This window comes from Psychromonas sp. (genome assembly GCF_983033635.1).
Genome location: NZ_CEZLMY010000028.1, coordinates 12,263 through 28,820 on the forward strand (window position 1 = coordinate 12,263; position 16,558 = coordinate 28,820).

The window sequence follows — 16,558 nt, forward strand, 5'->3', positions numbered from 1 at the left end:
TTAAAAATTATGCAAATTTTTCATTGTGACGTTGTAGTTTTTCAAGTCTAGTTTTGATCCGTTTTTGCTTAAATGGCGAGAGGTAATCAATAAACAACTTGCCTTTAAGATGATCAAGTTCATGCTGAATACAAACCGCAAGCAAAGCATCGGTTTCTATTACATGTGTATTACCTTCAAGATCTAAGTACTGCAGTGTCACAAATTCTGCACGTTTAACATCTGCATTGGTATCAGGAACAGAAAGACAACCTTCTTCAGACACCTCTTCTCCAGATTGTTCTATAATCAGTGGATTAATAAGTACCATTGGCTGATCTCGACTTTCAGAAGTATCAATAACAGCAATGCGTTGATGAATATTAACTTGAGTTGCAGCAAGACCTACACCGTTTTCCTGGTACATAGTTTCAAGCATGTTTGCAGCTACCTCTTTGATCTCTGGTGTGATCTCAACAACAGCTTTAGCAACCGTTCTTAGTCGTTGGTCTGGAAAATGTAATACTTCGAGTAAAGCCATGATATTATCTTGCTCTATAGTTAATGTTAAAGAACACTATTTTAGTCATTTCCTTATGCAAAAAAAAGTTTTATTACTCACGAGACAGGGATTGTTATGAAATTAAAGCTAATTACCTCTTTCTTACTAGGTGTTGTCCTTTCTATCGCAGCTTTTGCCGATGTGCTAACCCTAAAAGAAGATCATCCTGAAACTTATACTGTTGTGAAAGGCGATACCCTATGGGATATTTCTGCTCACTTCTTAAATACACCATGGTTATGGCCACGTTTATGGCAAGCAAACAGCCAAATTGAAAACCCCCACCTTATTTATCCTGGTGATGTTTTAACCCTTATCTGGATTGACGGTGAACCGAAAATAACGCGTAAGCAATTGAAAAAATTATCGCCGACTCCGCGTTTAGCAGAAAAAAGAGAGCCAATCCCGACGATTCCGCTAGCGGCCATCTCTGCATTTTTATCCAAAGACCATGTAATTAATCCCGAGTTATTAGCGCAGGCCCCGCGCTTATTAGGCGATGCTATCGCTACGCCTCGTTTTTTTGAGGGTGACGTATTCTATGGTCAGGGCAAATATGATAAAAATAAACTGTATGGTGTTTACCGTTTAGGTGATAAATACTTCGATCCTGAGACAGATGAATTTTTAGGTACTGAGCTCACCTTTATCGGGCATTCTGAAGTATCTAAAAACCCCAATGTAAGCGGCACTGACAAAGTTACACCGCATGACTTCTTAAAAAGCTCCAGAGAAGCCCGTCAGGGAGATCTTATTTTACCAATTCCTGAACACGAAAGTTTCCCTGCATTCTTTCTACCACAGCCCGTTCCTGCATCGACGAGCGGACAAATCCTTGCGGCACTTAATAATGCCGTTGCCATTGGTAAGTGGGATATTGTTGTAATCAACAAGGGTAAACGGGAAAAGATCCAGATTGGCTCTATGTTCTCTATCTTACAATCCGGCCCGGGAGTGCTAATAAGCGATGATAAAATCGCCTATCAGGAAGATGCAAATAAATTTGAGCAACTTGGCGATCCCGATTTAATTATCCCGGCAGAACGTGTTGGCGAACTTATGGTATTTAAAGTGTACGAAAAAGTGAGTATTGCAATAGTTATGCGCAGCACGGATATCATGGGCGCACGCTATAAAATACAAGGTCTAGAGTTTTAATATAAGCAAGTCACTTGAAATGCGTTTTATTGCATTTTCAAGTGACCAAAACCTTTTTAAAGGACAATTAAAATCGAGCTGTTTAATCAAGCAAGTAATGAATTAAATAATGAAGACCATATCAGACGTTGGGTAGCACTGGACGCTATCCCAACACTGCAAAAACGCACCGTTTTCAAACTACTTTCCCGACACTCCATAGAGCAGCTTTTTCAACTATCAACACAGCAACTACAGCTATACAGGCTAACAGAGCAGCAAATTTGCGCATTACAAAATCCAGATAACAGCCTAATAGACAGTAGCTTAAACTGGTTAGCAAGTAGCTCAGATAAACATATTATCTGTTTTGACAGTCCCCATTATCCCAACCAATTAAAAGAGATAACTACCCCGCCATTACTACTTTATGCGCAGGGTGATATCTCCCTTTTATCACAACCACAAATTGCTTTAGTTGGTAGCCGTAAGTGCACACCTTACGGGCAAGAAAAGGCCTATCAGTTTGCAGGATTATTAAGTGATGCAGGTTTTACTATTACCAGTGGTTTAGCACTTGGCATTGACGGTTTAGCCCATCAAGGGGCACTTGATAAACAGGGCAAAACAGTTGCCGTTTTAGGCACTGGCCTGGGGAATATTTACCCCAAACGCCACCATAAACTTGCGCAGCAAATTATCGAGGAGGGTTTATTAATTTCGGAGTTTTGGCCAGACTCCCCCGCATTAGCAAGTAATTTTCCACGGCGTAACAGAATTATTTCAGGGTTAAGTTTAGGTGTACTGGTGATTGAGGCATCGAAACGCAGTGGTTCACTGATCACGGCTCGTTATGCAATTGAACAAAATAGAGATGTTTTTGCATTACCAGGTTCAATTGATAATCCGGAAGCTTGCGGATGCCATCAACTGATTCAACAAGGGGCAAAACTGGTCGTTAATACAGAAGATATTTGCAATGAATTTAGTCATTTATCGCTTACCAAGCCAGTAATTAATAAAGCAGAACATAGCCAGAAAACAGCAAGCCACCCTTTATTGGCACATATTGATTTTCATATCACCACACTTGAGCAGCTACTCAAGCGTAGTGGTTTAGATCTGCTTAGCTTACAAAATCAGTTAATAGAATTGGAGATAACTGGTAGTATTACAGCTACTGCACAAGGTTACATTAAGTTAAAAGGCTAAATATGCTTATAAATAACCATCTATCTCTTTGAAAGTTAAAAGGCTAAATATGTTCGAAGTAATCATATATCTCTTTGAAAGTTACATGCAAATTGATCAAACCATTGAGATCGACGCGCAAGAGATCACCGATGAATTATTGGAAGAGGGATTTCAAAAAAATGATATCTCCAAGGCCCTCGCTTGGCTTGATAATCTCGCGAGCCTGCACCAGCAAAATCCACAAAGCAGAACACAATTAGCTAAAGTAACGTCACACCGAATTTATAGTTCAATTGAACAAGATCGTTTAGCCAGTGATTGTCAGGGTTATATCTCGTACTTGGAGCAAGCTGACATATTAAACACTCACACCCGCGAAATTGTGATCGATTGTGCCATGTCATTGGATATCACCGCATTACAACTCCATGATCTTAAATGGTTAATCTTAATGGTGCTATTTAACGATCCAAATAGTAGTGATGCTTTTTTACAGCTTGAATCTATGCTGCTTGATTTTGAAGACGGGCTAATTCATTAATATGACCAAAAGCTCACAAGGTTTACATACGGATCAGCCCCCACAACATGAGATCTGTCCTGAATGTGGCTCCCTCTTGCATATTCGCAATGGTAAACAAGGTGCTTTTTTGGGCTGCTCAAACTACCCGGAATGTACTTATTTACGACCTTTACATGAAAAAAGCGAAATAAAAAAAGTGCTTACAGGCACAAGCTGTCCTCTGTGTGAAGAAGAGTTAGTTTTAAAACAGGGCCGTTATGGTTTGTTTATCGGCTGCAGTGCTTATCCTGATTGCTTACATACCGCGCAACTTTCAGAAAAAACAGAAAAAAAAGAAAAACAGAGCGAAGTCCCCTGTCCATTATGTAAAAAAGGTCTACTAATTAAACGCCAGTCTCGTTATGGAAAAACCTTTTATGCCTGCGATAACTACCCAAGCTGTAAATACGTAGTCAACGACAAACCCGTTAATGAATTCTGTCCAGACTGCCACTGGCCAATCCTGGTTGAACGGAAAACGGCCAGTGCACTTCGCATAATATGTCCAAAAAAAGGGTGTGGTTACCGCAGTAAGCCTATATAATCGTCATCTCTTTTACCTATTTGCTATTTTTTAGCCGATTAATTCTGTGAGGAAACCACTATGACCAAACCATTTGTTGCCATTCTAATGGGATCAGATTCAGACCTGCCGGTAATGCAGAGTACTATTGATGTACTGAAATCATTTGATATCACTTTTGAAGTTAAAGTTACTTCCGCACACCGTACGCCTGCGGCAACTCATTCTTACGTCACAGACGCGGAAGCACGCGGCTGTAAAATATTTATCTGCGCAGCCGGTCTTGCTGCTCACCTGGCAGGCGCAGTTGCGGGTATAACAACTCGTCCAATTATCGGTGTTCCAGTTGACTGCGGTCCTTTGCAGGGTAAAGACGCCCTTCTTTCTACGGTAATGATGCCGGCAGGTGTACCTGTGGCAACTGTTGCCATCGGCAAAGCTGGAGCAAAAAATGCGGCTTACCTGGCAGCGCAAATTCTTGCTGTTGCAGACGATACTTTAGCGCAGCGTGTTGCCGATGATCGCGCCGAAAATGCCAAAGCTGTATTAGCCAAAGATGCAGCATTACAAGTTAAATTAGCAAGCCTGTAATCGCCTCTGTCAATGAATGATATTGATCTTTCTAACGCCCTGAATGTTTTACAAACTCAGGGCGTTATTGCTTATCCTACTGAATCTGTTTTTGGTCTTGGTTGCGATCCTGATTGTGATAACGCCATTAAAAATATCCTAGAAATCAAGCAGCGACCAGCTCACAAAGGTCTGATTTTAATTGCAGCCAATATCGAGCAATTAGAAAATTATGCCGATTTTTCTTCATTAAACATAAAACAGCTAGCAGCAATAAAAAATAGTTGGCCGGGGCCTTTTACTTGGGTCGTAGCCGCTAAAAAAAATCTTTCCAAGCTGATCAGTGGCGATTTTGACAGCGTTGCGGTAAGAGTAAGCGCACACCCGCTTGTTCAGCAATTGTGTTTAGAGTTCGGCAAACCGATCATCTCCACTAGCGCAAATTTATCTGGATTAGCGCCCTGCACGAATAGCCGGCAAGTTGCTGATATGTTTTTAAATCACCCCCTGTTAGAGACAATTATTGATGCGCCTGTTTCTGGATTATCAGCGCCATCGCAAATTTATGATGCAGCCTCTGGAAAACGCTTACGTTAATTCCCCTGGCTAAATTCGCTGTTTTGTAAAATGTTGATAAGTGATAGATTAGCCTTACAAATACTTCCCTTTTATTTTGGAGCTTTTATGGATCAGTACGCTGTTTTTGGCAACCCGATTAAACACAGCAAGTCGCCGTTTATTCATACACTATTTGCAAAGCAAACGGCACAAAAGATGGTTTATAAAGCGATAGAAGCACCCATTGATAATTTTGAAAGCACCTTAAACACGTTTTTTGCAGGACAGGGTAAAGGTTGTAATATTACCGTTCCATTTAAAGAGCAGGCTTTTAAATATGCACAGCAACTTACTGAACGAGCCACATTAGCAGGCGCAGTGAATACCCTGAAATTAACCGATGACGGTGTCATTATTGGTGATAATACCGATGGTGCAGGTTTGGTTTTAGATCTTAAAAACAATCATGTGCCACTTAAAAATGCGCGCATCTTATTATTGGGAGCAGGAGGCGCTGCGCGTGGTGTATGCGGTCCTTTACTCGCGGAAAAACCACAACAGTTAGTCATTGCTAACCGCACTTTTTCAAAGGCACAAACATTAGCGGGTATTTTTGACCAATCTGGTGATATTACTGCCTGCGAATTTGCTAAATTATCGGGCGATTTTGATCTTATTATTAATTCAACATCAGCCAGTTTAAGCGGCCAGGTACCAGCTATCAGCCCTAATTTAGTACGTCCAGAAACTGCAATTTACGATATGATGTATAGCGCACAAGCAACCGCTTTTAATGCCTGGGCAAAACAGCAGGGTGCTAGACTCATTATCGACGGGCTCGGTATGCTGGTAGGTCAGGCAGCGGAAAGTTTTGCAATTTGGCGAGCTATAAAGCCAGGTGCAAAACAAGTTTTAAATGAATTACGCCATAATTTAGCGGACTAAATTAGCAAGAGGAAATAATAATGCAGTCTCATCGTGTCAATGAACTACTTGAACTATTAAAACCTTACTGGTTAAAAAACAAAGAATTAAGCTTAATGGAACTGTTAGCGCAGCTGTCTAAAGAGTCCGGGTTTGATAAACCGCTTGAGCAACTCAGTGATGAAGTGATTATTTACCATCTGAAAATGGATCAAACTGCAAAGGGCGAAATGATCCCGGGTATTGCAAAAGATTGCGAAAATGACTTTCAGGCAGCTTTATTAAAAGCGCGAGGTTTGACCTAGACTATCTGCAATAAAAAGCCATTACTTATACCCAAACTACTTCAAGATGCAGAAATCAACATCTTCAGGTAGCTTGGCTATATAATAACTGACGGCTTCTAAGTAAAAATATAAAAAGGATATTTATGGTTTTTTTATTGAAACGTAACACCTTATTGTTAATAACAATCTTACTTAGCCTAACGGCATGTAGTGACTCATCTACACCGGCAGACAATGTTGATAATCTCGATCATATTTATACCTACCTGAGACAAGATAGACCTGAACCACAGCTTGATCCTGCAGCTTGTGTGAATAACTCACAAGCCTGTACCGTCCAACAACTGCCTTTTATCGCCATCAGTTATCCTGAAACTCAAATCGCAGAGATTATGTCGCGCGTGGTAGTGTCACATGACTGGATGGGGGCTCGTTTTCAATCACTATTAACACGCTTACCGACAGAGATAATAACGTTAATGGGCTCGGTAACAGCAATTGTCATTGCCGATAATATTCGTCCCTCCTTTTACTGGACAGGCACCGGGGCGATTTACCTTGATCCCGCTAATTTATGGTTAACTAATGATGAAAAAAACACTATCCGACAAGGTGGTGATTTCCGAGATGATTTTGGTAATGAATTAGCCTATGAGTTTTTCCACCGTTTTATAAAAGATGGCCAGTATGCATATTTTTATTACCCATTAGATGGTACACAGGAACGTGATATTGAAGATATTATCGTGCCAATGGCAAGTTTATTATTCCATGAATTAGCGCATGCTAATGATTTTATGGCTCGGCAATTAATGCCATCACTTGATCCAACCCAAACTACCAGCTCTGAACTTAACCGCCTTGCGGCGCAACGCCTCAATATCGACCTTTCGCTAACTTATCCTCTTAATAATCAGGTGCTTTTTGATCATGCCGATATTATTTACCAAGGCAAACAAGCAACTGAACAACAAAAGCTAGATAATGCGGCTTATCTTGGCGGACTAATGCAGGAAGAGGGGGCAAACCACCTCTATGCGTATTCACATAAAGCTGAAGATGTCGCGATGCTGTTTCAGGCAAGCATGCTCAAAAAAACATTAGATATCGATATGGACAGCGCCTTTGTTATAAAACCTCAAGGCAATGATCTCAACTGTGCTGACTACCTTGTCAGTTGGGGTCAACGTAACCGGATCGCTGAGCAGTTAACTAAACCGCGAGCGCGTTTTGTCAGCCAAAGATTATTACCTAATAGTGATTTTAACGATTTTTTTGATAATTTAGAAAGTGAGCAAACTTTTCCAGCATTAATTGACTGGTGCGATACCAGCTTAGCGGTAACAAACAAAATGTTATTTAAAAACAACACAAAAATTATCAGACAAAGTCATCAGCATGGTTTAACGATTCGCTAAATACAACGCCATCTATCTGGAGGCTATAGCTGCACAAATAATAATTTACAATTTTAAAACCATTTTGCGCAATAGCTTTACTTTTATTTAACATCTTTACTTTATAATGTCGCCAAACAGCTTTAGTTTAATAATTTCAGGTAATTGGCGATGAATCAACGCATTAAAATAAAAGAGATAAAAAGCACGCATAAAGAGAGTGCAGATCGTTTTAACCCAGGCAAGCGAATTTATGTGCGTGCAGCTTATGGCTTTTTCCAAAAGTTACGCCGTTATACTGGCTGGGGACTGATTTTGTTGTTTCTGGCATTACCCATGATACGCTGGAATGGCAACCAGGCTGTGTTGTTTGATTTTACAAAACAGCAGTTTCATATCTTTAATATGACCCTGTTTCCACAGGACTTAACCCTGCTCGCCTGGTTCTTTATTATTGCAGCCTTTGCACTGTTCTTTTTTACCACTTACCTCGGGCGAATATGGTGTGGTTATACCTGCCCGCAAACCGTTTGGACATTTATTTTCATCTGGTTTGAAGAACGTTTTGAAGGGCCGGCAAATAAACGCAGACGCCTTGATCAGATGCCTTGGGATTTTAATAAAATCTGGCGAAAAACCGCCAAACATACGGGCTGGTTAGTGGTCTCTTTATTTACTGGTTTAGCTTTTTGCTCCTATTTTGTACCCGTTGAGCAGTTATATGCTGACTTTTTCACACTTAATAGCAGCTCTCTTATTTTGCTGAGCGTTTTTATTTTCACCTTCTCAACTTACGCAAATGCGGGCTGGATGCGTTCAATTTTTTGTATTCATATGTGCCCTTACTCGCGCTTTCAATCAGCCATGTTTGATAAACACACCTACAGTGTTGGTTACGATACAAAAAGAGGTGAAAAGCGAGGGCCTAGACGCCGCAAAGTCGATCCGAAAGAACTTGGTTTAGGCGACTGTGTTGACTGTGATCTTTGTGTACAAGTTTGCCCTACAGGTATCGATATTCGCGATGGATTACAGTATGAATGTATTAACTGCGGGGCTTGTGTGGATGCTTGTAACGAGACCATGGATAAAATGGGTTATGCGCGAGGGTTAATTTCATACACATCAGAGCAACAACTTGAAGGCAAAGAAACCAATTTATTACGCCCTAAAATCATTGGTTATGGTCTTATGTTAGCCATAATGGTCGCTATGTTTGTTATCAATATACTCAATTTAAGCAGTGCTGAAATGGAAATTGTTAGAGATAGAGCCGCGTTATATCGAGAAAACAGTGAAGGATTAATTGAAAATACCTACACGCTGAAAATTCTCAATAAAACAATTACAACACAAACCTATAACCTCTCTTTTTCCGGCCTACAAGATGCGCAGTTAATTGGTCCTAAACAGATAATTATTAAGTCAGGAGAAATATTAACGCAACCGATTGCGATTGCTGTAGACCCTTATGATATAAAAGAGAAGAAACGAATAATCACTATTATATTAACCAGTACAAGCGGTGATGTTGAAGAAATTAAACAAGATACTCCTTTCTTTTTAGGTTTATAATCCCACAATAAGTTAGCAATCACCTCCTATTAAGGCGCTATTATTAGCGCCTTACCTTTTAAGGTCAATTATGACAGATGCAAATTTTAGTTATTTATCTCTTACTCCGGAAATCCAACTTGACGCATTAGCAAGTATCGGAATTTATCCGCAAAGTGGCTTAATCGCGCTCAACTCTTATGAAAATCGTGTTTGTTTATTTACAGATGAAAATCAAATTCGTTACGTGGTGAAGTTTTATCGCCCGCAGCGTTGGAGTGAAGCGCAATTACAAGAAGATCATCAATTTAGCTTAGAGTTACACCAGCAAGGCTGTCATTTAGCAGCTCCCGTTGAAATTAACAATCAGACCCTATTTCAATTTAATGGTTACTATTTTGCGTTATTTAACAGTTTATCGGCACGCACCATGGAACTTGATAATATTGATCAACTCTTTGAAGTGGGCTGTGCTTTAGGCAAGATACATCGTATTGGCGCACAAGGCACATTTAAAGATAGAGAAGAGTTAAATGTGCAGATAATGCTGTCTAACCCGATCCAGGCGTTGCAAACAAGCGAGCTGATACCTGAGTTTATTCGCGAGCCATTATTTGCAACATTAAATACTATCGAGCAACAAGTGAGCCAGCAATTAACCAGGCACAAGAGTAAAATAATACGCTTACATGGGGATTGTCATGCCAGCAATATTTTAATTAACGGTGATCACCCCTATTTTGTGGATTTTGATGATTGTAAAATGGGCCCCGCAATTCAAGATTTATGGATGTTATTAAGTGGCAATCGCCAAGAAAAACAACTGCAACTGTCGATGTTATTAGAAGGATACCAAGAAGAGTACGAATTTGACTCACAAGAATTGGCCTTGATTGAACCGCTGCGTAGTATGCGCATTATTAATTATGTGAACTGGATCAATAAGCGATGGTCAGATCCTGCATTTCCGATGAACTTTCCATGGTTTACAACTGACCAATACTGGCAAGAGTTGTTACAATCGCTACAGCAGCAAATAACGGCACTCAAAGAAGCACCGCTTTCTTTGCAACCTAGCTATTAATTTAGCTGGCAATAAAAAATAACGACATAATTACAAAAATACTACTAATTTAATAAAGGAACATACAATGAAAAAGGTTTTTGCGCTTTTCTTGGGTTTAATACTACTTCCACTCACGGCACAAGCTGTTGAATACAAAGAAGGCACTCACTACCAAGTGGTTAAGCAAACTGCGACAGCAACACCTGAAGTGATGGAGTTTTTCTCTTTTTACTGCCCGCATTGTTTCAAATTCGAACCATTAATCGCCACCCTTAAAGATAACTTAGGTGACGATGTAAAAATTAAAAAGAACCACGTTAATTTCATAGGCAAGGAGATGGGCCCTCTACTTACACGTGCTTATGCAGCTGCTGAAATATTACAAGTTGAAGATAAAGTAGCAAACATTATCTTTGACCAAATCCATACGCAGAAGAAAGCGATTAATGGTGAAAAAGATATCCTGGCAATATTTGAAAAAGCTGGTGTTTCTCAAAAAGAAGCAAAAAGTGCATTAGCAAGCTTCCCTGTTAGTGGTTTAGCATCACAAATGAAACGTGATACAGAAACATTTCAAATTCGTGGTGTACCAGCGCTTATTGTTAATGGTAAATACAAAGTAAATACAGGATCGGTAAACAGCACAGAAGAGTTTATCGCTTTAGTTGATTTTCTGTCTAAAAAGAAAGATTAAATCACAATAAGCAATTAAATCTGTTTTATTAAAGGTCACAGAGGTGGCCTTTTTTGTGCCTGATCGTTTTTATGGCATAATAACAAGACCAATTTGAAAACGAATAACCATTCCAAAATCAATGCGCCCAGAGCGGGAACAGCACAGCAACTCTGTGTAGGAACGTAATTAATCAATTTGGCATAACTTATAGATCAAGGGAGCATTATCGTTGAAAACCGTGTTTAACAATGCAGCGCAAATAAAATCTGTTTTACGTGATCTGCACAATCAAAAAGAATCAAGAAAAGCACAGATAGTTGCAATTAGCGGCATTGAAGGTGGTGGTAAACGAGCTTTAACGGAAAAAATTGCTGCAGCTTTAAAACTCGAAGGCGTATCTGTTGCAATTGTCCATACTGATGATTGGGAAGCAGCTGAAAGCGTACGCTTTAACGTTATGAGCAGCCCTGAAGAGTATTACCTGAATGCTTATCGTTTTGATGAAATGGTTGAACAGTTAATTTTGCCCCTGAAACTGTTCGGCAGCATTAAAACATCTGTCACACTTGATGATGTAATGAACCCTCGTACCGTTGAATATGATTTTAACAATATTGATATCATTCTTATCGAGGGCGTTTACCTGCTGCAAGAAGCCTATTTAGATCTTTATGATTACACTTGCTGGGTTGAGAGTGATTATGATGCTGCTTTTGCACGCTTAGCTGGGCAAACTAATATCGAACAATCTCAAGAAGCGCTGGTAAATCTATTTGAGCTATTAATAAAACCTGCCGGTCAATATCATATTTATACGGATGACCCTCAAGGGCATGCCAAGTCGATTTATATCGAACAAGAAACAGATGAAAATGAAGACAAAAAAGCCCAACAATCAGCATAATATCCATAGTGCCTATATGCACTTTGAGCGCCAGCAATGGGCAGAGTTACGCGATAATGTGCAATTAACGCTTTCCGAAGAAGATCTGCAACAACTGCAAGGCATCAACGAATCACTTTCACTCCAAGAAGTGATTGATATTTACCTGCCACTTTCCCGTTTACTTAATTTGTATGTAAAAGCACAGCAATATCGGCATACTGTACGTGATAAATTCTTAAATAGTAAAAATGAGCATGTACCTTATATTATTGGTATTGCAGGCAGTGTTGCGGTCGGGAAAAGTACCAGCGCGCGTATTTTACAAGCTTTATTATCACGCTGGCCAGAACATCCCAAAGTTGCATTGGTGACCACTGATGGTTTTTTACGTTCCAATCAAGACTTGGTTGCACGTAATCTAATGCACAAAAAAGGCTTTCCTGAGAGTTTTGATATCAAGGCGCTGGTTGAGTTCGTTGCATCCATAAAGTCAGGTAAAGAGCTTGTTTCCGCGCCGATTTATTCACATTTAACTTACGATATATTGCCAGACGAAAAGTTAAACGTCGAAAAACCAGATATTGTTATTTTAGAAGGGTTGAATGTATTACAAAGTGCAATTAATTATCCCGACCATCCTCACCGTGTTTTTGTCTCTGACTTTGTTGATTTCTCAATTTTTGTTGATGCCGATACCGACCTGCTTAAACAATGGTATGTGCAACGTTTTTTAAAATTCAGAGCGGGTGCATTTACCGATCCAAAAGCTTATTTTCACAGCTATTCACAAATGTCTGAAAATAAAGCGATTAAAATAGCGGGAAAAATTTGGGATGAAATTAATGGCGTGAATTTAGAAGAGAATATTCGCCCAACACGGGATCGCGCTAATTTGATACTGAAAAAAGCCGCTAATCATCAAGTATCGAGTGTTAAGTTACGTAAATAACAAAAACGCTTTAATCAGTACAAACAAAAAAGGCACTCAAATGAGTGCCTTTTTTATTACTGAAATCGAAACTTAAAGAATAATATCTTTTAAGTTTGGATCTTTACGATCCAGGTAATGTGTTGAATGAATACGACGTACGGTACGTGAGTTACCACGTACCAGTAATGTTTCAGTTGTTGCTAAACGGCCGTTTACTGCCACACCTTCAACTAGGTCACCTTTAGTGATACCGGTCGCAGAGAAGATAATATTGTCATTTTTTACTAAGTCTTCAAGTTTTAATACTTTATTAACTTCAATACCAGCCGCTTCACAGCGAGCCACTTCTTCTTCGCCAATACGAATGTTTTCTTCTGTAGGCTCTTTAACCATAGGGCGAGGAATTAATCGAGCTTGCATATTACCATCTAATGCTCGTACAACTGCAGCTGAAATAACACCTTCTGGTGCACCGCCGATACAGTAAAGCACATCAACTTGGCTATCTGGCACACAAGCAAGTACCGCGATCGCCACATCACCATCAGGAATGGCAAATACACGCACACCTAATCCTTGCATCTCTTTGATAACACGGTCATGACGTGGTTTTGCTAATGTAGCAACCGTTAGCTCTGTTAGCGGTTTACCTAATGCAAAAGCCACTGCTTTTAAGTTTTGCTCTAAAGAGCGCTCCAAGTCGATTGCATCTTTAGCATTTGGACCAACGATTAGTTTTTCCATGTACATATCAGGCGCACGTAAAAAACAGCCTTTTTCGCCAACGGCTAACACAGCCAGAGCATTTGACTGCCCCATTGCTGTCATTCGCGTACCTTCAATCGGATCAACTGCGATATCTACCGCATCACCGCCTGTTTTTGTTCCTACATGTTCACCGATATACAGCATCGGCGCTTCATCTATTTCACCTTCACCGATAACGATTTCACCATCAATATCAATCTGATTAAAAATCAAGCGCATCGCTTCCACTGCTGCACCATCAGCAGTATTTTTATCACCTCGACCTAACCATTTATAACCAGCTAATGCAGCTGACTCTGTAACTCTAGAAAATTCAATTGCTAATTCGCGTCTCATTTATTGAGCTCCCAATGCTAAATATTGTTTTACAAGTAAACCTATTGAATATTCAGCTGATTTACTTATTTATTAAAATTCTGTGCTAACTCTACGCCTCGATTATAGAAGCTATAAAGTAACAATTCTTTGTTTTTACATCATTTTTATTACTTTAGCGTTACCGTTTTAACGGCTTCTCTAAATTTGACCATTGCTTGTTTAATTTGTTCGTTGCTAATATTTAATGCCGGTGCAAAACGAATAACATTTGCCCCCGCCACTAGCACTAATAAACCTTGCTCGGCACTTGCCAAGAAAAAATCTTTAGCTCGATCTTGATACTGTTCACTTAATGCAGCGCCTAATAACAAACCAGCACCACGCAACTCTTTAAATACTGAAAACTCATTATTAATTTCAGTTAATAAATCACGGAATAAAATCTCTTTATCTTTTACACCTTGTAACATCTCAGGAGTATTGATTAGATCAAAAGCTTTATTGGCAACCGCACAAGCCAGAGGATTACCACCAAAGGTTGTACCATGGGTACCAACCGTTAAGCTATTTGCAAACTTAGTTAAGGTTAACATAGCCGCAATGGGAAAACCTGCGCCTAATGATTTTGCAGATGTTAGCACATCAGGTGTAACACCTAACCCCATGTAAGCAAATAATTCACCGGTACGCCCCATACCTGTTTGTACTTCATCAAAAATCATTAATGCATTATGCTTATCACATAAAGCACGCACACCTTGTGCAAATTCTTTGTCAATTGCTAAAACACCACCCTCACCCTGTAATGGCTCTAAAATAACCGCACAGGTTTTATCGGAAATGGCCTTTTCTAATGCGCTCAAATCATTATATTCAAGGTGTGTAATATCAGCCGGTTTTGGCCCAAAACCATCCGAGTAAGTTGCTTGCCCACCCGCAGTGACGGTGAAAAAAGTGCGGCCATGAAACCCCTGGTAAAAAGCAATAATTTCAGTTTTATCTTTTGCATAATTATCAAAAGCAAAACGACGCGCCAGTTTTAATGCCGCTTCATTTGCTTCGGCACCCGAGTTGGCAAAAAAGACCTTTTCAGCAAAGGTATTATGCACTAATTTTTGCGCCAACATTAACGCCGGTTCATTGGTATAGATATTACTAACATGCCATAATTTTTTAGCTTGTTCAGTCAATGCATCAACTAGTTCGGGATGAGCATGACCAAGGGCATTTACTGCGATGCCGCCTGTTAAGTCTATATATTCATTATCTGCCTGATCCCAAACACGAGAGCCTTCACCACGCACAGGGATCATATTTAAAGGCGCGTAGTTTGGCACCATCACTTGATCAAAAAGCGGACGAGTAATTTGTGTGTCTGACATAAGAAAATCCTTTAACTATGTAAAATAAAAACAGATAGACGAAAAACTGGAGTTGCTAATATACGCGCTTATTTTTTGAAACCAAGACCCTGCATAAGAAAATTATTCAACAATTTTAAACCTTGTTCCGACATTATGCTTTCAGGGTGAAATTGTACCCCCTCTACCGGCAGTGTTTTATGACGGATCGCCATAATCTCATCACTTTCAATAACAGTTGCTGAAACATCAAAACAGTCAGGTAATGTTGTCGGCTCAATCACCAGGCTATGGTAGCGCGTAATATCTAAGGGGTTATTTAAACCCGTAAAAACACCTTTGCCATCATGCACGATAAGAGAGTTTTTACCATGCATCACTTTATCTGCGCGCACCACTTGTGCACCAAAGACTTGACCGATACTTTGATGCCCCAAACAAACACCCAGCAAAGGAATTTGTCCGGCAAAACGTTCAATCGCCGCCAAAGAAATACCCGCTTCATTTGGTGTGCAGGGACCGGGGGAGATAACTAAATAATCGGGATTTAAATCAGCAATCTCCTGTAAACTGATTTGATCATTTCTTTTTACGATAACCTCTTGTTTTAGCTCACCAAAATATTGAACTAAGTTGTATGTAAAAGAGTCGTAATTATCGATCATCAAAAGCATGAATGGTCTAACCTATTTATAAGTTGCAAACTATTATTTTAACATCAGCAAACAGCCTAAACTAATTATTTTATTCGGAGTTCACATGAACAAAACAAAAGTACTCATTATTGGCTCTTCGGGTTTAATTGGCTCTGCATTAGTGCCATTTTTGCAAGCACAAGGTTTTGAGGTTGGGCGCCTACTTCGCAAACCACAAGAGTTACACCCTTATTGGGATATAAAACAACGATATTTACATCTAAAAACATTTAATACTCCCGATGTGATTATTAATTTAGCCGGTGAAAATATCGCAAACGCACGCTGGACAAAGCAGAAGAAACGGCAATTAGTAGAAAGTAGAATTTCATCAACTAAATTACTTGTTGAACACTTTCAAAATGTTTCTCCACCACCAAAGCTGTTCATCAATGCCTCTGCCATCGGATTTTATGGTGATAGGGAGCAACAGCAATTAGATGAAAGCAGCACTGTAGGTAATGATTTTGTTAGCCAATTGGCTTTGCAATGGGAGCAAGCTAGCCAAGGGATTAAAAATATTGCTACCAGGCTAGTAAACTTACGCACAGGAGTTGTCATTAGTAAAGATGGTGGCGCTTTAACTAAAATGCTACCGGCATTTAAATTG

19 protein-coding genes are annotated in these 16,558 nt (G+C 39.7%); 15 read left to right on the top strand and 4 right to left on the bottom strand.

Translation table 11 applies throughout. The features are described 5' to 3' along the window. Positions 1–7: 7 nt before the first annotated feature. Entirely contained in the window at positions 8–520 is a 513-nt protein-coding gene (gene def, locus AC4GME_RS06070; RefSeq protein ID WP_490375757.1) for a peptide deformylase, read from the bottom strand. Positions 521–616: 96 nt separating this feature from the next. Between def and AC4GME_RS06075 the strand changes: the two genes are divergently transcribed. From AC4GME_RS06075 to coaA, 14 genes are all read left to right on the top strand, one after another. Beyond that, the gene (locus AC4GME_RS06075) at positions 617–1,699 is read left to right on the top strand and encodes a LysM peptidoglycan-binding domain-containing protein (protein ID WP_490375758.1); all 1,083 of its coding nucleotides are present in this window, start codon (positions 617–619) and stop codon (positions 1,697–1,699) included. A 294-nt stretch (positions 1,700–1,993) separates the two neighbouring features. Continuing rightward, a complete protein-coding gene (gene dprA / locus AC4GME_RS06080; RefSeq protein WP_490375784.1) occupies positions 1,994–2,890 on the top strand; it encodes a DNA-processing protein DprA in 897 nt (298 codons plus the stop codon). Between the two features lie 49 nt (positions 2,891–2,939). Beyond that, the gene (locus AC4GME_RS06085) at positions 2,940–3,413 is read left to right on the top strand and encodes a Smg family protein (RefSeq protein ID WP_490375759.1); all 474 of its coding nucleotides are present in this window, start codon (positions 2,940–2,942) and stop codon (positions 3,411–3,413) included. A gap of 1 nt (position 3,414) precedes the next feature. Next, positions 3,415–3,978, top strand: a complete 564-nt coding sequence (locus AC4GME_RS06090; protein ID WP_490375760.1) for a DNA topoisomerase family protein — start codon at positions 3,415–3,417, stop codon at positions 3,976–3,978. Positions 3,979–4,038: 60 nt separating this feature from the next. After that, the gene (gene purE, locus AC4GME_RS06095; RefSeq protein WP_490375761.1) at positions 4,039–4,548 is read left to right on the top strand and encodes a 5-(carboxyamino)imidazole ribonucleotide mutase; all 510 of its coding nucleotides are present in this window, start codon (positions 4,039–4,041) and stop codon (positions 4,546–4,548) included. A gap of 12 nt (positions 4,549–4,560) precedes the next feature. Further along, entirely contained in the window at positions 4,561–5,124 is a 564-nt protein-coding gene (gene tsaC / locus AC4GME_RS06100) for an L-threonylcarbamoyladenylate synthase type 1 TsaC (protein ID WP_490375762.1), read from the top strand. 87 nt (positions 5,125–5,211) lie between these two features. Continuing rightward, the gene (gene aroE / locus AC4GME_RS06105) at positions 5,212–6,030 is read left to right on the top strand and encodes a shikimate dehydrogenase (protein WP_490375763.1); all 819 of its coding nucleotides are present in this window, start codon (positions 5,212–5,214) and stop codon (positions 6,028–6,030) included. Positions 6,031–6,050: 20 nt separating this feature from the next. Continuing rightward, positions 6,051–6,314: a YihD family protein gene (locus AC4GME_RS06110; protein WP_490375764.1), complete on the top strand. Its 264-nt coding sequence runs from the start codon at positions 6,051–6,053 to the stop codon at positions 6,312–6,314. Between the two features lie 125 nt (positions 6,315–6,439). Continuing rightward, complete coding sequence (locus tag AC4GME_RS06115) at positions 6,440–7,714, top strand: hypothetical protein (RefSeq protein ID WP_490375765.1); 1,275 nt, start codon at positions 6,440–6,442, stop codon at positions 7,712–7,714. Positions 7,715–7,864: 150 nt separating this feature from the next. Continuing rightward, positions 7,865–9,268, top strand: a complete 1,404-nt coding sequence (gene ccoG, locus AC4GME_RS06120; protein WP_490375766.1) for a cytochrome c oxidase accessory protein CcoG — start codon at positions 7,865–7,867, stop codon at positions 9,266–9,268. A 70-nt stretch (positions 9,269–9,338) separates the two neighbouring features. Further along, positions 9,339–10,331 (top strand): serine/threonine protein kinase, encoded by a 993-nt coding sequence (locus tag AC4GME_RS06125; protein WP_490375767.1) that lies wholly within the window; start codon positions 9,339–9,341, stop codon positions 10,329–10,331. Positions 10,332–10,398: 67 nt separating this feature from the next. Next, a complete protein-coding gene (locus AC4GME_RS06130; RefSeq protein WP_490375768.1) occupies positions 10,399–11,007 on the top strand; it encodes a thiol:disulfide interchange protein DsbA/DsbL in 609 nt (202 codons plus the stop codon). Between the two features lie 220 nt (positions 11,008–11,227). Then, positions 11,228–11,893 carry a uridine kinase gene (locus tag AC4GME_RS06135; RefSeq protein ID WP_490375785.1) on the top strand — a complete coding sequence of 222 codons (666 nt, stop codon included), beginning with the start codon at positions 11,228–11,230 and terminating at the stop codon, positions 11,891–11,893. Further along, on the top strand, positions 11,862–12,824 hold the full coding sequence (gene coaA / locus AC4GME_RS06140) for a type I pantothenate kinase (RefSeq protein ID WP_490375769.1): 963 nt from the start codon (positions 11,862–11,864) through the stop codon (positions 12,822–12,824). The genes AC4GME_RS06135 and coaA overlap by 32 nt, the downstream gene beginning before the upstream one ends. A 72-nt stretch (positions 12,825–12,896) precedes the next feature. Here the strand turns inward: coaA and glpX are convergent, their stop codons facing one another. From glpX to AC4GME_RS06155, 3 genes are all read right to left on the bottom strand, one after another. Beyond that, positions 12,897–13,910, bottom strand: coding sequence for a class II fructose-bisphosphatase (gene glpX, locus AC4GME_RS06145; RefSeq protein WP_490375770.1), 1,014 nt, complete (start codon positions 13,908–13,910; stop codon positions 12,897–12,899). 149 nt (positions 13,911–14,059) lie between these two features. Then, positions 14,060–15,274 (bottom strand): aspartate aminotransferase family protein, encoded by a 1,215-nt coding sequence (locus AC4GME_RS06150; protein ID WP_490375771.1) that lies wholly within the window; start codon positions 15,272–15,274, stop codon positions 14,060–14,062. Between the two features lie 68 nt (positions 15,275–15,342). After that, positions 15,343–15,927 (bottom strand): anthranilate synthase component II, encoded by a 585-nt coding sequence (locus AC4GME_RS06155; RefSeq protein WP_490375772.1) that lies wholly within the window; start codon positions 15,925–15,927, stop codon positions 15,343–15,345. Between the two features lie 85 nt (positions 15,928–16,012). Between AC4GME_RS06155 and AC4GME_RS06160 the strand changes: the two genes are divergently transcribed. Next, on the top strand, positions 16,013–16,558 hold a 546-nt coding region (locus AC4GME_RS06160; RefSeq protein WP_490379135.1), incomplete at its 3' end, for an NAD-dependent epimerase/dehydratase family protein.

Excerpts from the sequence above, each read along its gene's own strand:
- AC4GME_RS06085 (WP_490375759.1), top strand. The coding sequence starts at position 2,940 with ATGTTCGAAGTAATCATATATCTCTTTGAAAGTTACATGCAAATTGAT.
- def (WP_490375757.1), bottom strand. The coding sequence starts at position 520 with ATGGCTTTACTCGAAGTATTACATTTTCCAGACCAACGACTAAGAACG.
- glpX (WP_490375770.1), bottom strand. The coding sequence starts at position 13,910 with ATGAGACGCGAATTAGCAATTGAATTTTCTAGAGTTACAGAGTCAGCT.
- ccoG (WP_490375766.1), top strand. The coding sequence starts at position 7,865 with ATGAATCAACGCATTAAAATAAAAGAGATAAAAAGCACGCATAAAGAG.
- AC4GME_RS06110 (WP_490375764.1), top strand. The coding sequence starts at position 6,051 with ATGCAGTCTCATCGTGTCAATGAACTACTTGAACTATTAAAACCTTAC.
- aroE (WP_490375763.1), top strand. The coding sequence starts at position 5,212 with ATGGATCAGTACGCTGTTTTTGGCAACCCGATTAAACACAGCAAGTCG.
- AC4GME_RS06125 (WP_490375767.1), top strand. The coding sequence starts at position 9,339 with ATGACAGATGCAAATTTTAGTTATTTATCTCTTACTCCGGAAATCCAA.
- purE (WP_490375761.1), top strand. The coding sequence starts at position 4,039 with ATGACCAAACCATTTGTTGCCATTCTAATGGGATCAGATTCAGACCTG.
- AC4GME_RS06075 (WP_490375758.1), top strand. The coding sequence starts at position 617 with ATGAAATTAAAGCTAATTACCTCTTTCTTACTAGGTGTTGTCCTTTCT.
- AC4GME_RS06090 (WP_490375760.1), top strand. The coding sequence starts at position 3,415 with ATGACCAAAAGCTCACAAGGTTTACATACGGATCAGCCCCCACAACAT.
- coaA (WP_490375769.1), top strand. The coding sequence starts at position 11,862 with ATGAAGACAAAAAAGCCCAACAATCAGCATAATATCCATAGTGCCTAT.
- AC4GME_RS06150 (WP_490375771.1), bottom strand. The coding sequence starts at position 15,274 with ATGTCAGACACACAAATTACTCGTCCGCTTTTTGATCAAGTGATGGTG.
- AC4GME_RS06115 (WP_490375765.1), top strand. The coding sequence starts at position 6,440 with ATGGTTTTTTTATTGAAACGTAACACCTTATTGTTAATAACAATCTTA.
- AC4GME_RS06130 (WP_490375768.1), top strand. The coding sequence starts at position 10,399 with ATGAAAAAGGTTTTTGCGCTTTTCTTGGGTTTAATACTACTTCCACTC.
- AC4GME_RS06155 (WP_490375772.1), bottom strand. The coding sequence starts at position 15,927 with ATGCTTTTGATGATCGATAATTACGACTCTTTTACATACAACTTAGTT.
- tsaC (WP_490375762.1), top strand. The coding sequence starts at position 4,561 with ATGAATGATATTGATCTTTCTAACGCCCTGAATGTTTTACAAACTCAG.